General features: G+C 38.7%; 16 protein-coding genes and 1 tRNA gene. 8 read left to right on the top strand and 9 right to left on the bottom strand.

The window, feature by feature from the left end; genetic code table 11:
• From E4F24_RS08595 to yihA, 4 genes are all read right to left on the bottom strand, one after another.
• Entirely contained in the window at positions 1-414 is a 414-nt protein-coding gene (locus E4F24_RS08595; protein ID WP_140938282.1) for a hypothetical protein, read from the bottom strand.
• 150 nt (positions 415-564) lie between these two features.
• Positions 565-2,934 carry a type I DNA topoisomerase gene (gene topA / locus E4F24_RS08600; RefSeq protein ID WP_140938283.1) on the bottom strand — a complete coding sequence of 790 codons (2,370 nt, stop codon included), beginning with the start codon at positions 2,932-2,934 and terminating at the stop codon, positions 565-567.
• Between the two features lie 202 nt (positions 2,935-3,136).
• A complete protein-coding gene (locus tag E4F24_RS08605) occupies positions 3,137-4,000 on the bottom strand; it encodes a 4-hydroxybenzoate octaprenyltransferase (RefSeq protein WP_140938284.1) in 864 nt (287 codons plus the stop codon).
• A gap of 15 nt (positions 4,001-4,015) precedes the next feature.
• A complete protein-coding gene (gene yihA, locus E4F24_RS08610) occupies positions 4,016-4,636 on the bottom strand; it encodes a ribosome biogenesis GTP-binding protein YihA/YsxC (protein WP_140938285.1) in 621 nt (206 codons plus the stop codon).
• Between the two features lie 60 nt (positions 4,637-4,696).
• Between yihA and E4F24_RS08615 the strand changes: the two genes are divergently transcribed.
• From E4F24_RS08615 to nhaA, 3 genes are read left to right on the top strand one after another with little or no spacing between them, the layout of a single operon-like run.
• Positions 4,697-5,623, top strand: coding sequence for an ABC transporter ATP-binding protein (locus E4F24_RS08615; RefSeq protein ID WP_140938286.1), 927 nt, complete (start codon positions 4,697-4,699; stop codon positions 5,621-5,623).
• Positions 5,616-6,923 (top strand): ABC transporter permease, encoded by a 1,308-nt coding sequence (locus E4F24_RS08620; RefSeq protein ID WP_140938287.1) that lies wholly within the window; start codon positions 5,616-5,618, stop codon positions 6,921-6,923. Before E4F24_RS08615 ends, E4F24_RS08620 begins: the two co-directional genes overlap by 8 nt.
• Before the next feature lie 3 nt (positions 6,924-6,926).
• The gene (gene nhaA / locus E4F24_RS08625) at positions 6,927-8,111 is read left to right on the top strand and encodes a Na+/H+ antiporter NhaA (protein ID WP_140938288.1); all 1,185 of its coding nucleotides are present in this window, start codon (positions 6,927-6,929) and stop codon (positions 8,109-8,111) included.
• A 468-nt stretch (positions 8,112-8,579) separates the two neighbouring features.
• Here the strand turns inward: nhaA and E4F24_RS08630 are convergent, their stop codons facing one another.
• Entirely contained in the window at positions 8,580-9,209 is a 630-nt protein-coding gene (locus tag E4F24_RS08630; protein WP_140938289.1) for a carbohydrate-binding family 9-like protein, read from the bottom strand.
• Positions 9,210-9,228: 19 nt separating this feature from the next.
• On the bottom strand, positions 9,229-10,344 hold the full coding sequence (locus E4F24_RS08635) for a phosphotransferase enzyme family protein (protein WP_235891187.1): 1,116 nt from the start codon (positions 10,342-10,344) through the stop codon (positions 9,229-9,231).
• Between the two features lie 185 nt (positions 10,345-10,529).
• On the opposite strand from E4F24_RS08635, the gene E4F24_RS08640 reads away from it, so the two are divergent.
• Positions 10,530-11,852, top strand: a complete 1,323-nt coding sequence (locus E4F24_RS08640; RefSeq protein WP_140938290.1) for a hemolysin family protein — start codon at positions 10,530-10,532, stop codon at positions 11,850-11,852.
• On the opposite strand, the gene trxA is transcribed toward E4F24_RS08640, so the two are convergent.
• The gene (gene trxA, locus E4F24_RS08645; RefSeq protein ID WP_140938291.1) at positions 11,849-12,148 is read right to left on the bottom strand and encodes a thioredoxin; all 300 of its coding nucleotides are present in this window, start codon (positions 12,146-12,148) and stop codon (positions 11,849-11,851) included. The two genes, E4F24_RS08640 and trxA, sit on opposite strands and share 4 nt — an antisense overlap.
• 36 nt (positions 12,149-12,184) lie before the next feature.
• Positions 12,185-13,042 carry a glycoside hydrolase family 25 protein gene (locus E4F24_RS08650; RefSeq protein WP_140938292.1) on the bottom strand — a complete coding sequence of 286 codons (858 nt, stop codon included), beginning with the start codon at positions 13,040-13,042 and terminating at the stop codon, positions 12,185-12,187.
• A gap of 243 nt (positions 13,043-13,285) precedes the next feature.
• On the opposite strand from E4F24_RS08650, the gene E4F24_RS08655 reads away from it, so the two are divergent.
• Both E4F24_RS08655 and E4F24_RS08660 read left to right on the top strand, forming a co-directional pair.
• A tRNA-Ser gene (locus E4F24_RS08655) sits at positions 13,286-13,370 on the top strand.
• Between the two features lie 1,281 nt (positions 13,371-14,651).
• Positions 14,652-16,283, top strand: coding sequence for an ABC-F family ATP-binding cassette domain-containing protein (locus E4F24_RS08660; protein WP_140938293.1), 1,632 nt, complete (start codon positions 14,652-14,654; stop codon positions 16,281-16,283).
• A gap of 3 nt (positions 16,284-16,286) precedes the next feature.
• On the opposite strand, the gene E4F24_RS08665 is transcribed toward E4F24_RS08660, so the two are convergent.
• Positions 16,287-18,197, bottom strand: a complete 1,911-nt coding sequence (locus E4F24_RS08665) for an AAA domain-containing protein (RefSeq protein WP_140938294.1) — start codon at positions 18,195-18,197, stop codon at positions 16,287-16,289.
• 82 nt (positions 18,198-18,279) lie between these two features.
• Between E4F24_RS08665 and E4F24_RS08670 the strand changes: the two genes are divergently transcribed.
• Both E4F24_RS08670 and E4F24_RS08675 read left to right on the top strand, forming a co-directional pair.
• Complete coding sequence (locus tag E4F24_RS08670; RefSeq protein WP_140938295.1) at positions 18,280-18,657, top strand: (deoxy)nucleoside triphosphate pyrophosphohydrolase; 378 nt, start codon at positions 18,280-18,282, stop codon at positions 18,655-18,657.
• Between the two features lie 139 nt (positions 18,658-18,796).
• Positions 18,797-20,431, top strand: a complete 1,635-nt coding sequence (locus E4F24_RS08675) for a tetratricopeptide repeat protein (RefSeq protein ID WP_140938296.1) — start codon at positions 18,797-18,799, stop codon at positions 20,429-20,431.
• Positions 20,432-20,493 lie beyond the last annotated feature (62 nt).

Consider the following 20,493-nt stretch of genomic DNA (forward strand, 5'->3'; position numbering starts at 1 on the left):
TTAATTCATTCCTCCTATGAGGACACCGGGTTTGTTTACTATCGGAACTTTAGATAAATTTTCATCAACTATACTTTCCGGAAGGAAAATATATTTTTTATCGTAAATGGTGCCATTGATATAATAGCTCAACCAATATTCGTTGGTCAGGCCAAATACTTCTTCATCTATCGCTTCTATTTTAGCCGATGTTTTCCCTTCGACGTCTCCTATAAAATGACGTAAAGTCGTTGTCTTAACCGGCTTTCCATCTTTCTCTCCATAGCCCTTGGAACTGACGAGCACATTGTTAAGTTGTACATTCTTCTCATTAATAAGATATACGACCCAGTTTTTAACAGCCGGTGTTTCGCCTTCTAAAACAACAGCAACTGAAATGTCCTCTACAATATTTTCAGGAAGATCTTTTTTCATCGATATAAATTTATCTTTAATTTATTCATCCCTGTATATGGTTGTAATAAATCATGATGGTTTCATCCGTATATATTAATAAATTGCACACATTTTATGCATTAATAATCTGTATTCGTGCACATTGTGCCCGTAGGTATCCAATGTAGACTATTTCTTTTTAGCAGTTTTAGTCGCTGTTTTACGTGTAGTCGTTTTCTTTGTTGTTTTACCTGATTTTGCTTTTGGATCACTCTCCGCCCATTTTAAAACCTCTTCATAGGTAATCGCACTCACCTCCGTTCCTTTAGGAATTTTAAGGTTCTGCTTTCCGAAACGGACAAATGGACCCCAACGGCCGTTTTCGATTTGAGCTTCGGGATTTTCATCAAACACCCGTATTATTTTTTCGATATCCTTTTGACGTTTTTCGTTGATGATATTGATAGCCTGCTCCTGTGTCACATCCAAAGGATCAATTCCCTTTGGCAACGAATAGAATGAAGCATTGTGGCGTATATACGGACCAAATCGACCAATGGCTACAGTCATTTCCTTCTCTTCATACTCGCCCACCTTTTTAGGTAACTTAAAGAGTTCCATTGCTTCTTCAAACGTGATCGTTTCTATCATTTGTCCCTTACGCAGAGAAGCAAAACGAGGTTTTTCTTCATCTTCAGCGGTACCAATCTGCACCAAAGGGCCAAATCGCCCTACACGCACACTGACCGGCTTACCCGATATTGTATCGACACCCAATTCCCGCTCGTGGGTAGCACGTTCCGCATTTTCCAATGTATTTTGAACCTCACTATGGAAAGGAATATAAAAACCTTCCAACATATCCGTCCATTCCTTATTTCCCTGTGCGATTTCGTCGAATTCCTTTTCCACTTTAGCCGTGAAATTGAAGTCTACAATGCCTTTAAAGTGCTCGACAAGAAAATCATTTACCAAAACACCAATATCAGTAGGGAACATTTTGTTGCGCTCTGCTCCGGTCACCTCCGTTTTGATCGCTTCCTGAATTTCCCCGCTATTTAACGTTAAAACCGTGAATTCACGTATTTTCCCTTCTCGCTCCTCTTTTACAACATATCCCCTATTTTGGATGGTCGAAATCGTTGGTGCATAGGTAGAAGGTCTACCTATCCCCAGTTCTTCCAATTTCTTAACGAGTGAGGCTTCCGTATAGCGAGCAGGAGGACGAGAAAAACGCTCAGTAGCCGTCATTTCATTCAACGTAAGTTGCTGACCTTTTTCCAATGGTGGCAATAATGTGTTGCCCGAATCATTATCTGTAGCTGTTTCCTGATCTTCATCGGTCGACTCAAAGTACACTTTTAAGAATCCATCAAACTTCATTACCTCCCCGGATGCAATTAATTCCTCCGATCGTGTTGATATCCCCACCTTAGCGACTGTTTTTTCGAATTCTGCTTCACTCATTTGAGAAGCAATAGCACGCTTCCATATCAATTCATAAAGCCGTTTTTCTGATGCGTCACCTTCAATGGTATGTTCTGAAAAATAAGTGGGACGAATAGCCTCGTGTGCTTCTTGAGCACCAGCCGATTTTGTTTTATATTTACGTAGCTTGTGGTATTTTTCACCAAACGCTTTCAAAATTTCCTGTTCAGCAGCTTGAATTGCAGTATCCGATAAGTTGACCGAATCGGTACGCATGTAGGTGATACGCCCCGCTTCGTATAATCGCTGTGCAACTTGCATCGTCCGGGCAACCGAAAAACCTAATTTACGACTAGCCTCTTGTTGTAACGTAGAAGTTGTAAAAGGTGCTGAGGGTGTTCTTTTAGCCGGTTTTTTCTCTAAGCTATTGATTACAAAGTCGGCATTTAAACAATCTTTCAAAAAGACAGAAGCCTCTTCCTTTCTCTCAAACCTTTTGGAAAGTTCAGCTTTAAAAATTTCTTTGCCCTTTCCGGTGTAAAAGATGGCTACTATTTTATAAGCTGCTTCTGCATTAAACTTATTAATTTCACGTTCGCGGTCAACGATAAGACGAACCGCTACAGATTGTACACGCCCGGCAGATAAGGAAGGTTTTACTTTTCGCCATAATACAGGAGAAAGTTCAAATCCGACTAAACGGTCTAATACACGACGCGCCTGTTGTGCATTTACCAGGTTATAGTCAATTTTACGCGGACTATCTATTGCTTTTAGAATTGCAGGTTTCGTGATTTCGTGAAAAACAATCCGTTTTGTGTTATCTTCTTTTAATCCTAATGTTTCAAATAAATGCCACGAAATAGCTTCCCCCTCGCGGTCCTCATCGGACGCTAACCAAACCATCTCTGCAGCTTTAGCCAATTTCTTCAATTCACTGACTACGGCCTTTTTATCAGACGGAACCTCGTATTTCTGTTTAAACTTATTTTCCGTATCTATAGCATCGTCACCTTTCACTAAATCACGGATATGTCCGTAACTAGACTTTACTAAAAAGTCTTTTCCAAGATATCCCTCTATCGTTTTTGCCTTCGCCGGCGACTCTACTATCAGTAAATTTTTAGCCATTTAGTTGTTAAGATTTCTGCAAACTTAGATAAAAATGCTTTTATATGCAATTTAATAACGATTGCATATAAAAGCATTTTTATCTATCCCTGCCTACCGGCAGGGAGGTCTCCTATGCTATTGAAAAATATTGTACAGAGAACATATTAATATTTCAAAATGGAAGGACAATAATTTTTAACATTAATTATTTAGAACAGGTTTAAAAATTCCAATGTTTGAGTACGACATCCATCAAAAAGAAAAAAGCAAAGACAACTGACGCAACTCCATTTGTGGTCATAAATGCGCGATTCACCCTACTTAAATCTGTTGAACTCACAATCCGGTGTTGATAAACCAAAAGAAGTCCGTAAAACACTACTCCAGTATAATAAAATAGTCCCACTTCTATAAAAAAGACCGGGAGAATTACAAACAACAATGAGAAAAAGTGCAATACTTCCGAAATGCGTAAGGCCTTTCTTGCACCGAAATTTGCCGGAATAGAATTCAATCCATTGGCCCGATCAAACTCCTCATCCTGCAACGCATATATGATATCAAAACCTGACACCCATGTCAAAACAGAAAGTCCAAAGAACACAGGGACAATGGCAAAGCTGCCGGTTACTGCCAAATATGCCCCGACGGGCGCCAATCCCAATCCCAATCCTAAAACCAAATGGCACAGCGGTGAGATCCTTTTCATATACGAATAAAACAATACCACAAAAAGGGCAACAGGAGAAAGCGCCAAACACATCGGATTAATAAAGTAAGTAGCCGTCATAAATACCACACAATTTACAATCGTAAAAACGAGTGCATCCATAGGGCTGATTTTTCCAGCCGGGATATCTCTTACCGCGGTCCGTGGATTTAGTGCATCGATATCCCTATCCAGATATCGATTGAATGCCATTGCTGCGTTCCGTGCACTCACCATACACAGCAACATCAGTAAAAATAATTTCCACTCAAATTGATAATTTGTCGTGTGTACGGCTAAGAAAAAACCTATAATCGCAAAGGGCAAGGCAAAAATACTGTGTGCAAACAGCACCAAAGACATGTACTTTTTCATGTATTCAATAAAAGTCTATTCAGGAATATGGGTCGGTAAAATAAAATTTTGATTGATATCATGAATGGTATGTAATATCTCTTCAGTACCCGTCTTTTTCTCTGCAGAAGTCACAAAGTGAGGCGGCACTTCTTCAAACCAGTTCAACAACGCTTTTTTGAATTTGGCTACATTTTGATCCGACTTTACGCCCGATTGCTTGTCGGCTTTTGTAAATGCGAGCATAAATGGTAATCCTTTTTCACCCAGCCAGCAACAGAAGTCTAAATCAATCTTTTGCGGTTCGTGCCTACTGTCGATCAACACAAATACACATTGTAGATTCTCGCGACGTGTGAGATAGTGGCGGATGAACTTACCCCATTCAGCCCTGTTTTTTTTTGACGTTTGCGCAAATCCATAGCCTGGCAAATCCACCAGATACCAACTATCGTTAATAATAAAATGATTTATTAACTGTGTTTTTCCGGGTTTTTGGGAAGTCTTTGCCAACCCCTTTTTATTGGTCATCGCATTAATCAACGATGATTTACCGACATTCGAACGACCTATAAAGGCGTATTCCGGAAGATTTGACTCCGGCAATTTACTTACTTCTGTATTGCTACATACAAATTCTGCGGATTTTACAAGCATAAACAAAGGTAAGATATTATAAGGAATTTTATTTATTTTAGCTCACTAATCGTTTTCTTAATGTTGGACATAAGGAATATTACTAAACAATACGCAAATCATCTGGCACTAGATGATGTATCTCTATTTATACCCAAAGGAATAATATTTGGCTTACTGGGACCAAATGGAGCTGGAAAAACTTCACTCATCCGTATCATCAATCAAATTACAGCCCCGGATTCGGGACAGGTATATTTTAATGGCGAACAACTAAATCCTAATCATGTCAGTGCAATCGGATATCTACCAGAAGAAAGAGGATTGTATAAAAAGATGAAAATTGGGGAGCAAATGATCTATTTGGCTCAATTGAAGGGACTCAGCAAAGTAGAAGCCAAAAGAAGAATCCAATATTGGTTTGAAAAATTAAATATCGAATCCTGGTGGGATAAAAAGGTAGAAGACCTCAGTAAAGGGATGCAGCAGAAAGTACAATTTGTTGCCACCGTATTACACGAACCTGAATTAATCATTCTGGACGAACCGTTTTCGGGGTTTGATCCGGTTAATGCGCAGATTATTCAAGACGAAATTTTAGAACTCAATAAAAAAGGAACCACCGTGATCTATTCGACACATCGTATGGAAACGGTAGAAGAATTATGTGATAGTATTGCCTTAATCCATAAATCTAAGAAAATATTGGATGGATCGGTAAAGGAAATAAAGAGAGCCTATAAAAACCAGACCTACAGCATAGACTATAGCCCTAAATATAGTGATGTGCCTTTTTTAGAAAATGAGTCCCTGTATCAGGTACTTTTTCATAAAAAGACAGAAGAGCATCAACTTCAACTAAAACTGAACGAAGGCATTCATTTAAATGATATTATTTTATCAATTACTGATCAGATATTTATAAATCAAATACATGAGATTATCCCATCTATTCATGATATTTTTATTGAAAAAGTAACTTCTCCATCATTAGCCGCTCATGCATAAAATACGATTAATCATCCAACGCGAGTATCTCACGCGCGTAAAAAAGAGATCCTTTTTACTAACAACATTTCTGGTGCCGTTATTTTTCATCGGTATGTATATAGGTGTCATCATTCTTACCAAAAAGAGCTTTGACGATACCCACGCCATTGTATATGTATTCGACGAGGAAGGCACAGTCGCTCCTAGTCTAGTGAATACGAAGAATTTAACATACACTCACTCTAACCACGCACTACAACATCAAATTGATAGCCTGCAAGGTTCGGCAAAGAACACAAATATACTGGTAATCCCTACAAACTTCTTTGAATCGCGTAAAGTAGAATTGCTGTCTTCCGGAAAACCAAATGTGGTAACCCAAAAGGAGGTCGAGTCTCAATTGGGAGAAATTGTCAGGGATCATGCCTATCAAAAATTAGGCGTCAATACCGACAGCATTAAGAATATCAATTCCTCAGTATCCATTAATGCCAAAGAAATAACAACCAATGGAGAAACGCGGGATAGTAATACCGAAATTGCTATGGGAATCGCATTAGCGTTATCCATATTAGTATACATCTCCCTGTTTTTATATGGTTCCCAAGTAATGAGAGGCATTATTGAGGAGAAGAATAGCCGTATTATTGAAGTTATTATATCTTCGGTCAAACCTTTTCAGCTAATGATGGGAAAAATTATCGGAATTGGGATGGTCGGGCTAACCCAGTTTGTCCTTTGGATATTCTTATCGCTTATCTTAGTGGGTATCGCTTCTACATTTTTGGTATCCAAAGAAGATTTAATGAGTCAGATGACGCAACATGAATCACTATCACAAGCTGCTGATTCCTCTTCACAAATAGAACTCTATTCAGCCCTGCAATCTATCAATTTCCCCGAACTCATTATTTGTTTCTTTGTATTTTTCATCGGCGGATACCTTATCTATAGCGCCTTATTTGCAGCTGTAGGATCTGCAGTAGATAGCGAAACAGAAGCTTCTCAGTTTACAATGCCAATTACGATGCCTTTGTTGTTAACCTATGCCCTTTCATTTGGTGTATTGATCAATGATCCACACGGCAGCATAGCCACCTGGCTAAGTTTTATACCCTTCACCTCTCCTATAGCCATGTTAGTACGTGTACCTTTTGGTGTGCCAACTTGGCAATTAATCGTATCTGCCGTATTATTGATCGGAGGATTTGTACTCACGACCTGGTTTGCCGCTCGTATTTACAGAGTTGGAATTTTAATGTACGGAAAGAAACCTTCCTACAAAGAACTTTTGAAATGGTTTCTTTATAAGAATTAATAGATGAATAAACGAATAAATTTACGCTCCTTTAAACAATTTTTAGCCTCTAGCACAGGTGGTGGTATTATTCTATTTGTATGCGTGATCTTAGCCCTGCTTATAGCTAATTCGCCAATGGCAGAGGGATTGAATAGCCTGCTCGCAACCCAAGTAGGTTTTGAAAATGAAAGTATCCAATTAAATTACAGTATAAAGCAGTGGATAGACGATGGTTTAATGGCCATATTCTTCCTTCTTGTTGGTCTGGAGATCAAACGTGAACTGGTGGAAGGCGAGCTGTCCTCTCCCCGACAAGCGGCGTTACCGATCTTTGCCGCATTCGGAGGGGCGTTATTACCCGCTTTAATTTACACTGCTTTCAATTTCAGTCAGCCACTTACACAACATGGCTGGGGGATTCCAATGGCAACTGATATCGCATTTGCACTAGCTGTAATTTCGATGTTAGGTAAGAAGGTTCCAGCTAGCTTAAAGATCTTTTTAGCTGCTTTGGCTATTGTAGATGATTTGCTGGCGATCCTGGTCATTGCATTGTTCTACTCATCTGATTTACATTTCACCTATCTGTTATATGCAGGTGGAATTTTCATTTTATTACTAATATTTAATAAAATAGGCATAAAAAGCCTTCTTGCGTATATTATTCCGGGTCTGTTTATGTGGTATTTTATTCATCACTCGGGGATCCACGCGACCATTGCCGGTGTATTAGTGGCAATGACCTTGCCGACGACCGATGATGACAAAGAATCTCCATTAGAAAAATTAGAGCATCTTTTAGCAAAACCCGTCAACTTCATTATCATTCCGATTTTTGCTTTTGCCAATACTGCTATCACCCTTCATAGTGAAATGGCTGGCGGCTTAACTTCCACTATGGGGTTAGGTATTATTGTAGGTTTAATTGTTGGGAAATCGCTGGGTATATTAGGTACAAGTTGGATCTGCATTAAATCAGGTCTATCAAAGTTGCCCGATGGTGCCAGATGGAAACATCTATTTGGTGTCGGACTCTTGGGAGGGATCGGATTTACCATGTCGATTTTTGTATCCATGCTATCCTTTGACGATCCTATTCTTGTGGAAGAAGCTAAATTAGCAGTACTCATAGGTTCCCTCGTATCGGGATCGCTAGGGTACTTTTACTTATCAGGTTTAGCGAAGAAAAAAGAGATTAAGGTTTAGTAAGTTTTTAAGGGGGGCTGCTGCTATTAAAGGAACATATTCTTTATTCAATTTTGATAATGTCCCTCGTATTACCTTTCCGTCGTTGCCACGACATGGCCTTCATTTTTTTCTTGATAAAAAAACGAAGCAAAAAAATCAAGACTGGGTCAATGTTACGCTAAAAGCTTTTGGATTTACTAAACAGCTCCAAGCCGCTTCGCTTCGGGGATCTGTTCTTAACGCAAATCCAAAAGCTTTCTTAACGCTACATCGACCTAGGTCGTCCTTTTAAATTCTGCTGAAGTATAAAATGAAATATAATAATGCACTATCCTTACAAATTCGACTAATATCGCCTTAGCCATTTGCCGATAGCAGGAGGAGGCACTACCCAATGTGGCAAATGGGTACAGCGATGATTTTTTGATTCTTTTTATAAAAAAAGAATGAGCCTGTCCGGCGGTGAGGACAAAAAAGATTAAAAAACTATTCTATAATCAAATCTCCGAAAAATTCAGGGAGATGAAAATTCGGAGTGGGATAATCGATATTATTCCATGCGATAAAATGAGGTTGTGGTAGCTCATCTCCACATTTATAAAAATTAGCATGTACCGTTCTACCGCTCCATGCTGTGGTATCTATAATGGTTTTTGGTATCTGTAAAATCAAGTTCCATTTCTTTTGTCCATCAACTTTGCGGACAGAAGTGTATGTATTCACCGTATCAATCACCGCTCCATCCAATCTTTTCCGCTCAGATTTCACGGCAGTACCGTATCCAATAAGCCCCGTACCCAGAATATTAAATTCGAAATTATAATAAGATTGCTTATTATCCAGGGAAATAAAAAATTCGACACAACTGTCTTCCCATACGTTTTCATTTGATCCAATATACTGTGCTTTCAAAAATTCCTCTTCTACAGCATAGTGCAAGATCACAAAAGAATCAGTATGCGCGATTTGAAACTCAACAACCGGACTGTATGGAAAGTCTATCTTCCATGGAGATGCAGCTATTGAATTCCAAGAAAGGTCTTTTATTTCTTCCCGGATCGAAAAGAAATCAGTTCCTTTTATTTCGTTTATTTTTTTTACAACAAGTGTAGACATAAGTTAGCATTCATATTTTTTACTGGGCGACAAGGCTAAGTTCCAAAATATTTCTCAATTCTTCCTCATGTTTTTCCAATTCATCCACCAATTTAAATTGCGCTTTTGCACGTACCAAGTTGTGGTCTGGATAATGGACTTTATAGTACGTATCTCCATCAATATAATCAGTCAAGAAGCGGACAGCTTGCATGTAAGGCAGCAATAAGACACCGTACATTAAGGATTCAATCTCTTTATCTGTTAAAAACTCTTTTGCTTCGCTCAGATAACCTTCTGCATAAGCCTTAAACAACGGAATATTTAATACGATCTTGTCTACATCAATTTCATCTTCGGCTGCGGAATTGATTATCGTACGTATTGCATCTCCAAAGTCATACGCCACATATCCAGGCATCACTGTATCTAAATCGATGACGCATTGCACATTGTCATTTTGATCTAATAAAACGTTATTGAATTTCGTGTCATTATGTGTAATTCGCAATGGTAAATCCCCGTTAGCGGCTAAATCTAATATACGACGCATCTTCAATTCCCGTTCAAATACATAATCCAACAAGTCTTGAACTTGCTCTAGGCGATTGGCCTTATTATTTAAGATTGCTTTTTTCAGATTTTGGATCCGAAAATCGATATTATGGAAATTTGGCAAGATTTCTACCAATTCAGTAGCATCCAGATCAGCTAGCTGTTTTTGAAACTGACCGAATGCCTGTCCACCAGAATAAGCCTGCTTTGCCGTTTCTACGATATCGTAACTTTTTGTATCCGATAATAAAATAAATAGCCTCCAATAATTTCCTTCGTCATCCTGAAAATACAGCTTACGGTCCTTCGTAGGTATTATTGTCAATGTGTACTTATCGATATCGGAGATACCCTTCGTTTTGAACTGATTCTTCAAATGAGTGGTCACCAAATAGATATTATTCATTAAACCAGAGATATCTTTAAAAATATCATGGTTTACCCTTTGCAACAAATACGATTTATCCTCCGAATTTTCTGTCGTCAATTTAAAGGTATCATTTATATGACCAGACCCAAATCTCTCAGCATCAGATATTACCCCATTTAAATCAAATTGTTCCGCTATTCCTATAATTTTATTAAAATCGTAAATTGACATGGAATTTATCAAGGTTTAAGTTTTCTTAATTTCATTTTGCAACGCAATATCACTAATTACGAGCATTATCAAAAACATTTTTTTCAATCAAACGATTGCACATTTTTTGCGTTAATATAAAAAAATAGAATACTGTAACATAGATTTAGTAAATTAGAGGAGTTGAATCAACTTTAACATACCGTATGATTACTGAGATAGTTATTATCCTCGTTTTAATTTTATTTAATGGTGTTCTGTCGGCTTCGGAGATCGCTATTGTTTCAAGTAGAAAGGCCCGATTGCAGGCTGCAAGTGCTAAAAGTCCGGGTGCAAAGGCTGCAATCAAACTAAAAGAAAACCCAAATCAGTTTTTATCTACGATACAAATTGGTATAACCTTAATCGGAATTCTAACGGGATTCTTTTCGGGGGGAGTTATTTCTTCTTACTTATCCGAGATATTTAATCAGAACACCTATTTAGCTCCATATAGCGATCAGTTATCGATCATATTGGTGGTATTTGTCATCACTTATCTTTCTTTGGTTATTGGCGAATTGGTCCCAAAACGCCTTGGCATGGCTATACCCGAAAGATATTCCGCTATCATTGCTATTCCAATGACAGTCTTGAGTCAGGTCGTTAAACCATTTGTATGGTTACTAAGCATATCAACCGATTTCCTTGTTAAATTATTAAATATCAAGGTATCTAAAAATACGGTCACAGAAGAAGAAATTAAAGCATTGGTTGACGAAGGAGTTGACAGTGGGGTAATTGAAGGGTTCGAACACGATTTGGTGGATAGGTTACTTAATATTGGCGACAAGCGGGCTATCAATATGATGGTACACCGCAGTGACATTACGTATTTGGATTTAGAGAACACCTTTGAAGAGAACAAAAAAAACATCTTGGAAAGCGAGCACACGGAGTACCCGGTATGTGATGGCAACTTTGATAATATAAAGGGCATTGTGCATACCAAAACACTTCTGAAAAGTTACATTAACGGTACAGAAATAGAGTTGGAAAAATTAGTTCAGCCTATCCCTTTCGTCAACGAGAATAGTAGTATCTACAATGTGCTTGAAATCCTAAAAAATGCACATGTATTACAGGCAATCGTAATAGATGAATATGGCAGTCCCCAGGGTATCATTACCATGAAAGATATATTAGCTGGCCTAGTAGGAAGTTATGACAATGCGAATGAACCCAAAAACAAATTATTCCGACAACGGGAAGATGGTTCATTTATAATAGATGGTCGTTATCAATTGGACGATTTCTTTGAAAAATTTGAAATTGAACTTTCAGATGAGGATGAAGAAGAAATTGGGAATATCACCACTGTTGGTGGTTTGGTATTCCTTTTACTGGATCACGTACCCATTGAAGGTGAGGTCATTACTTTCAAGGGGTATCGTTTCGAAGTAATCGATATGGATGGTAATCGTATTGACAAAATTGCGTTCTCAACAATTAAAGATCACAACAGTTCAATGTCTTTCGATATTGATTAATCCAATTGTTTCTCAATAAGAGTGGTAAGATCCGATCGTAGCAGCAATCCACTCTGACGCCATATTTGGATACCGTTTTTAAATAGTATTAACGTAGGGACACCCTGAACCTTAAAATTTGCAGCCAGAGATTGATTTCTATCAACATCTATTTTAATTACTGATAGCTTATCACCAAAATGCGTCTTTACCTCTTTCAAAATGGGAGCCAATGTTTGACAAGGGCCACACCATTCTGCAGAAAAATCAACTAATACGATTGTGCTCTTTTGAATTATTTCATTAAAACTAGCCATGTCTATCCGTTTTCTATTACCGATCTTATGTATATATCAATTACCGAAAGGAACACACAGTCGTTCCAATTGTTCAATGTTGCCGTCAAATAAATTCAAATCTACGTTCCCTCTTATTCCCCTGACACTTCCTTTCTCCGAAAACTGCCAAAAATTCCAATGCTTCTTCGGGCGTTCCACCCAAAAATTATAGTTGGCGATCCATAGTGTATAATCGGCAAACTCATGCTCTAGAAAGTCAGTGTAATAGCTATCTCCTGAATAGATAATAGGTCTAACTTTATAATGTGATTCTACGGTTTCCAACCACCTCTTTAATCCTACTTTTAGACTATCCATAGATTGCTTTCGGGGTCGTTCTTCGATATCTAGCACCGGAGGAAGATCCCCCGGCATCAACTTTACGGTTTTGATAAAGTTTCTAGCCTGTTTCACTGAGTTTTCATTCGGACGAAAGTAGTGATATGCTCCTCTAAGTTTAGCACGGCGTTCAGCACTTTTCCAATTCGACTTGTATCTTTTATCTACAGCTGTTGTCCCCATGGTAGCACGAATGAAAATAAAATCAATGGGAAAGCGATCATTAATTGTATTCACACTCACCCATTCTATATTACCCTGGTATTCACTGATATCGATACCAAATATTTTGTCATCGAATTTAGACATCAGATAAATATTACGTTCATTATGTTTATCGATCTCTTTGCTGTCACTGGTATATCCACTTTCAAAAATATTCTTCACAAAAAATCGGATTCCCCCGCGATAGTAGTAAGCAGCAAACAGGATAATAAGAATAGCCGGAATCACAATACTCCAGAATAAATAAATCCGTTGTACTTCTTTATCAGATTTTTGCTTTTTCTTGACCGTTCTTCTACTTGTTGTCATATTGGGGTGAAATTAGTGTATTTCTAATTTATTGGCAAACTATAATTTGTAATGAGAATCTATCCCTCCAAGGACTAGCTATATATGTACGAAGTATTACTTTTTCAGCTGAAATGCCCTTTTTGCGAAAATAATTTGACGATATATGTGCTTCCAAAAATTAATCAAGCTCATTTTCAAGGAGTAAAACTTAAAGAATAAAATAAGTTTTGTACATCTACTTAGAATTTCTACTTTTGTCGCGGAGAGCTGGCAGAGTGGTCGAATGCGGCGGTCTTGAAAACCGTTAACTGTCACAGGTTCGGGGGTTCGAATCCCTCGCTCTCCGCTCATATACAGGCTTTATCATGCGATAAGGCCTTTTTTGTGAATTTAAGCCATATTTTACCAAAAAAAGCAAATAAAAACACATCTAAAAGCCTATTTATTAGACTTTCTTGGCACACTTTTTCAGAGACTGCTCCTCAAACCCCGGGTAATAGACAACTTGAGTATCGCAGACTCGACCTACTGTGCCTATGTGGACGAAGGAAAGCTGCACTCCATGTAGTTTGGCAAGATCGATTACTATTGTCCACGGAACCTGAACAAAATCTTACTGGTCTCAAAGGACAAACGCAGGGGCGGGTGTGATAAACAACATATAGTTTTTTTAGGAAGGTACATAGTACGTCCCGGACTACATGTCGTTTATGAAAAACTACACTTAGTTTTATTGATACTGCCATGAGTTTATTACGTACTGCAAGTAGTGTGTTGCATACTACAGGCAGTTTATTATATATTGGCAGTATCCTGTAAAGTGTGTAAATAAGCAATTACAATCAAACAATGGGTTTGTTGACCATATAGGCAAATTACGAATAATTTACTGATGGATAACTAAATTTCAAGTATCAATTTATTGAAGGAGACCGCGATATACTGGTGATCCTGGATATTTCGGACAGTCACAAATTACGACTGGGCAGAAGGATATACCGATTGTGAAGGCACTGGTGCTGAAATAGAATGTTAAGTTTTTGTTAATTCCGACTGAAGGTGTAATATTCGGACAGATCCCATCGTTTATATAGTATTCATAATTTAGGTTAATAATTGGTTAGTTAGAAAAACCTGAAGTTCCCCGCTTCAGGTTTTCTTTGTATAAAGCTATATTTTGCGTGGCATTCATACAAATATCGTCTTGCTGCATAATCAAATCCTGAACAGGAGGCTCATCCTAGATACGTAACTGGGATATTGAGGGTTATTCAACGAATCGAACATAAACTGAATATTAAATAAACTAATGTATATCGAATACACAGTATATTTTTTATTGCTGCATACAATAACTTTAAAAGCGTGACGTTATAATACTAAAAGAAGTACAAAATCAGATGCTGTGGAGAACACACATCTTCTAGATAAAAGACTTCTTTAACGTATCTGTAAAGAACAAGCAACACGGCTAATTCGAAAAAGAAACACGGAAACAGAAAAAAGGATACGATAATAAAGAAGTAAGAAAGGGTTTAGATGTGATATCTAAACCCTTTTGCTTTAAAATATGATAAACTAATCAGATTCCTATATATTTGCAGCAAATTTTTAAGACGAATATATAGTGATCAACGTAAATAACATCTGTGTTTCTTTTGGCGGAACAACGCTTTTCAGTGACGTGTCTTTTTCTATCAATGAAAATGATAAAATAGCCCTGATGGGTAAAAATGGCGCCGGTAAATCAACTTTATTAAAAATAATAGCCGGAGCAGCAAAACCTACCTCAGGTAATATTTCGGGGCCTAAAGACGCAGTTATTGCTTACTTACCACAGCATTTACTAACACACGATAACGTAACGGTATTTGAAGAAACTTCTAAAGCTTTTGAGGAGGTTTATAATATGCGTGATGAGCTGGAAGAATTAAACGAACAATTGAATATACGTACGGATTATGAAACCGACGATTATATGAAATTGATCGAACGTGTTTCGGAACTGAGTGAAAAATTCTATTCGATCGAAGATACGAACTACGATGCTGAAGTAGAAAAGGTATTAAAAGGTTTGGGATTTGAACGTACGGATTTCACACGTCAGACATCGGAGTTTTCGGGCGGATGGCGTATGCGTATAGAACTGGCTAAAATTTTATTAAAAAAGCCCGACTTAATTCTTCTGGATGAGCCTACAAATCACATGGATATCGAGAGTATTCAATGGCTGGAGGATTTCTTATTGAATGCTGCTAAAGCTGTTATTGTTATTTCTCACGACCGTGCCTTTGTAGATAACATTACCAATCGCACCATCGAGGTGACTATGGGTAGAATCTATGACTATAAAGCGAAATATAGCCACTACCTGGAATTGCGCAAAGAGCGCCGCCAGCATCAGCTCAAGGCTTATGAGGAGCAACAACGTTTTATTGCCGATAATCAAGAATTTATAGATCGTTTTAGGGGCACTTATTCGAAAACATTGCAGGTGCAATCCCGGGTCAAAATGTTGGAAAAACTGGAGATTATCGAGATCGATGAAGTAGATACTTCGGCTCTGCATTTGAAGTTCCCACCGTCTCCTCGTTCTGGTCAGTATCCGGTAATCGTGGAAGAGCTGACTAAAGCGTATGGGGATCATGTTGTGTTCGAGAATGCGGCCATGGTAATCGAACGTGGTGAAAAGGTCGCTTTTGTGGGTAAAAATGGGGAGGGTAAATCCACGATGATCAAAGCGATTATGGGTGAAATTGATTTTGAAGGCACACTCAAAATTGGTCATAATGCTAAAATTGGATATTTCGCACAAAATCAGGCGGCTTTATTGGATGAAGAATTGACCGTTTTTGAAACAATCGATCAAATTGCAGTTGGTGATGTGCGTGTTAAAATAAAGGATCTACTGGGCGCATTTATGTTTAGTGGAGATGATACGACTAAAAAGGTGAAAGTCTTATCGGGTGGCGAGAAAACCCGTCTGGCAATGATTAAACTACTGTTAGAACCCGTGAATGTATTGATTCTCGATGAGCCGACCAACCACCTCGATATGAAAACAAAAGACATTATCAAAGATGCCTTACAGGAATTCGATGGCACCTTAATCTTGGTATCTCACGACAGGGATTTCTTGGATGGATTGGCCAAAAAAGTGTTTGAATTTGGAAATAAACGCGTACGAGAGCACTTTGAAGATATCAAAGGATTCCTGGAATACAAGAAAATGAATAGCTTAAAAGATATTGAGCGCTAATCTTTATACCTGTATATCCCATTCCCATACACTGTGATAATGATTAATAGATTCGATATAATCTAAAAAATCTTTATAAAAGCCGTGCTGGCCTATTGTACTGCTATCTCCTATCACGATCAGTTTTTTTCTGGAACGGGTCATCGCTACATTCATACGCCGCACATCGGATAAAAAGCCGATGTGCTGCTCTGCATTACTCCGGGTTAGGCTGATATAGATAATATCTTTTTCCTGCCCTTGAAAACTATCAATGGTATTGATCTGAATGAAATTGGCTAATGGAACGAATGCTTCGTCTTGTCCTACTATTTCTTTTAACAAGATCGCTTGTCTTCTATAAGGAGCGATAACGCCTATACTCGGAAATGCCTGATCAGCATAGGTCACCTTGAGATCCTGGATCAATACACGAAGGTGCATCTTTAAAAAATAAGCCTCCTCGGTATTATAGATGGCTCCATCAACCTGCGTTTCTTCAAATCCTGCACCTGCCGTATCGATAAAGAGTATGGGAGTTTCATCGTGGCGTAAGGTCCAATCCGATACGGATGTCGCAGCTTGTAATTGATCTCCGTAAAGAGCTCGGGAAGGATAGTTCATAATCTGCGCATTCATCCTATATTGAACATTCAACAGCGAAACTGAGGCGGGATAACGTTTCACTAATTTCTCAAATAAAGTATGATAAAGTCCTTCTTTGGCGTTGCCGTTGGATTTAACGGTAGGAGGCAATTGACAATGATCGCCTGCTAATATCACCTTGTTTGCCTTTAGTATGGGGATCCAGCAGGCCGGTTCCAACGCTTGGGCGGCTTCATCAATGATAACCGTTTCGTACTGTCTATGACGGATGGTGTGATGATTTGCACCGACTAAAGTTGCGGTAATAACCTCCACCTTATCCAGGATATCTCCAACGATATAATCCTGAATCCGATCTACCTCTTTCCTGAGTTTACGGGCTTCATCAAACAGGGCCTTCCGCTGCTCACGTTCCGACTTACCAAAGTTACGTTTGTACTTTTGCGCCATATCCGTATAAGCACGTGCTTGCTTTTCTAAATTTTTCACTTCTTTATTGGCGCTGTGCCTGTCAACTTTGGCATCCAATGTCAGCTCCTGAAGGTGATCGGATACCTTGACAGGATTACCGATGCGGGCCACCGAAATCCCGATTGCATCCAGACGCTCGGTCAATACATCAACAGCTGTGTTGCTGGGAGCCACAAGCAAAAGCTGTTTATTTTTTTGTTTTAACAACGCTTGAACAGCTTTGATCAGGGTTGTCGTCTTGCCCGTACCCGGAGGGCCATGTAGGATAGTCAGCGGACTGGGGCTTAAAATATGTTGAATGGCAATGTTTTGACTGTTATTAAGGGTAGAGTCTTGATAGATTACGTCTCCTTGATCTGGCATAATCAACTCCTCCCCTATAAGCTGTCGAATAAGACGCCCTTGTTTAAAATCCGCACGCAGCTCTTTGGCTTGTCCTAAAGCATCACGCATCTCCCGGTAGGAGTTCTCGTCAAATAATAGATCGACCCCCAGCTTTCCTCTCCGGCTCCATTCCGGCAATTCATCTACCCGAAATGAAATCCGCATGGTCTCCCGGTTTACAAAGGCTATAATGCCATCAATACGGTCTTCATTGGGAGCATGATTGGAAAATAGGGAAACTGGCATACCAAATCGAAACCGATGCCCTTCTTCCAGATTATTGGTCTTGCTCAGGCTTATCGTTAGGTAGTCGCCTCGACCGAGCTCACTGTTCGTTATCGAAATTGGAAACCAGGTTACACCTTGTGCCCGTCGTTCGTTTAGGTTGCTTTTTAAAAGCAGGGCTTCATGTTGGGCTTTATCGTAACGCTGTTCTTCATTTAATAAGGTGGTGAGCTCTTCAAAATAGTTCATACGGATATTTCGCTATATAACAGGTGCAAAGTAACTGCTTTTTTAACATATCTTAAATCTATTTTCGTATTTTTAAGCGTATATGATACATGTAAGCTGCGCTATAATAGAGCACCAAGACAAAATCTTAATCTGCCAGCGATCAATTACGATGAGCTTGCCTTTGAAATGGGAATTTCCCGGAGGTAAGCTCGAAGCTGATGAAAGCAAGGAAGATTGCCTAACCCGTGAGATCAAGGAAGAATTGAACATAGATATTACAATCGGACGGGAGCTCCCCATGGTCGAATACCGCTATCCCGAATTTTTGATCTGCCTCTACCCTTTCGAATGTACTTTGCGGGGCGGCGAATTGCAAGCTACTGAACATGCTCAGGTGATCTGGGTGGATAAGGCTGAATTATCAAATTACGAGTGGGCAGAAGCTGATATTCCAATTGTACAGAAATTATTGAAATAGGAAACATTGATTTGAACAAAAAAAAATCCGGGATTACTATTAAAACTTAATTAAAATTAACAATAGCGTAATATTATATTCATCTTACGATACTACCTTTAGGGGTTGAAACCTCTCAAAAATATTCTTTCAATCCAAAATGAAGCAGTTTTTTACGTATATACCTTTATTACTTTTTCTTTTCCTATTTGCTACGGGCGCTTTTGCCCAACGGGGACAGTCTTCTTATTCGGTATTGACGCGAGAGTCGATGAGGCAAAACCCCGATTTAGCGTTCAAGCAACTAAAACGTAACCTCAACAATGCGCTGGAGGAAGGAAATGACCACGTTGCCGCGGTCTGTTACCGACAAATAGGAGAACTATATCACTATCAAGCAGCTTATCTGCAAGCGCTCGATAATTTTTATAAAGCAGAGTCTTTGTTTAGAAAGCAAGAACAAACCTTAGAATTAGCAAATACATGGATCAAAATCGGAGAAACAAATTTTTATAACAGACAATATACCGTATCTCTGGAAGCTTTTGAACAGTCGCTCTCCTTGTACATATCGGTCAATAATAACGATGGTATGGCCGATGCCCTGGCACATATCGGACAGGTATATGAGAAAACAGAAAATCTTCAAGAAGCTAAACGGTATCAATATTTAGCACTGGATCACCTTGGAGGTATTGCGGATCAAGCACTGATAGCTAAGATTTATGAAAATATAGGCAGTATTTATGAAGACAAGTTTCAGTTGGATTCGGCATTGTTGTTTTTTCAAAAGGCATTAGATATCATTGATCAACAAGATGATAAAATGGCTAAAATAGAAGTATTCAATAATCTGGGCGATGTCTTCCGTAAAACAGGTGATTATCAAACGGCATTGAAATACACCAGACAGGCTACTTCATTGGCTAAAGACATGCAAGAACACTACCAGCTGGCAAGTTCCTATCGTGACTTAGCAAAGACTTTCTCATTAATGGGAAGGTATGACAGCGCATATCACTATAGCTACGCCGGCAGGGAGATCCATACTGAAATTTTCTCCGAGGATATGACTAAACAACTTACCGTCCTCCAAACTTTATTTGAACTGGAACAAAAAGATGATGCCATCGTACAATATGAAAGGGAACGAAAGATTCATTATACTATGCTCTTGTTTGGAACAGCCATCGTTCTGCTATTGATTTTTTTGGGTATCAGTGTTATCAGTAGACAAAAATTGAAGATCACCAACGGAAAGCGGCTCTATACGCAAAACCAGATACTGTATGAAACCCAGAAACGGGCAATGGAAACCGACCTGCACAACAAAAAACTGCGGGAGGAGAATCTAAAAAATGAACTGGAATTAAAAAGCAAAGAACTTACCAGTCACACGCTGCACTTGATTCAGAAAAACCAATTGCTGGATGAACTTAAAGAGAAATTAAATGTGGTGGTGAAAAGCGACAAGAGGGATCAACGGAAAGAACTGAGGCATATCATTAACCTCATCCAACTAAACCACAACCAAGACAAAAATTGGGATGATTTTCGTATCGTATTTGAACGTGTTCACGAACACTTTTTTGATGGACTAAGAGCGCATAGCGATGGCCTGACTTCATCTGATTTCCGACTAGCTGCCTTATTGAAAATGAATTTGGGTTCGCCCGATATTTCGACCATGTTGGGCATATCACAAGATAGTCTACGGATAGCAAGATATAGACTACGAAAGAAATTGAATCTCCCGGAAGGAGAAAGCCTTACAACATTTATTCAACGGTTTTAAACATGCTACATCCGCTTAAAATTACGAATTACATCTTTTTTACCCCGATAATTCCTACAGAA

The sequence above is a fragment of the Sphingobacterium lumbrici genome, assembly GCF_006476045.1.
In the GTDB taxonomy this organism is placed as follows: domain Bacteria; phylum Bacteroidota; class Bacteroidia; order Sphingobacteriales; family Sphingobacteriaceae; genus Sphingobacterium; species Sphingobacterium lumbrici.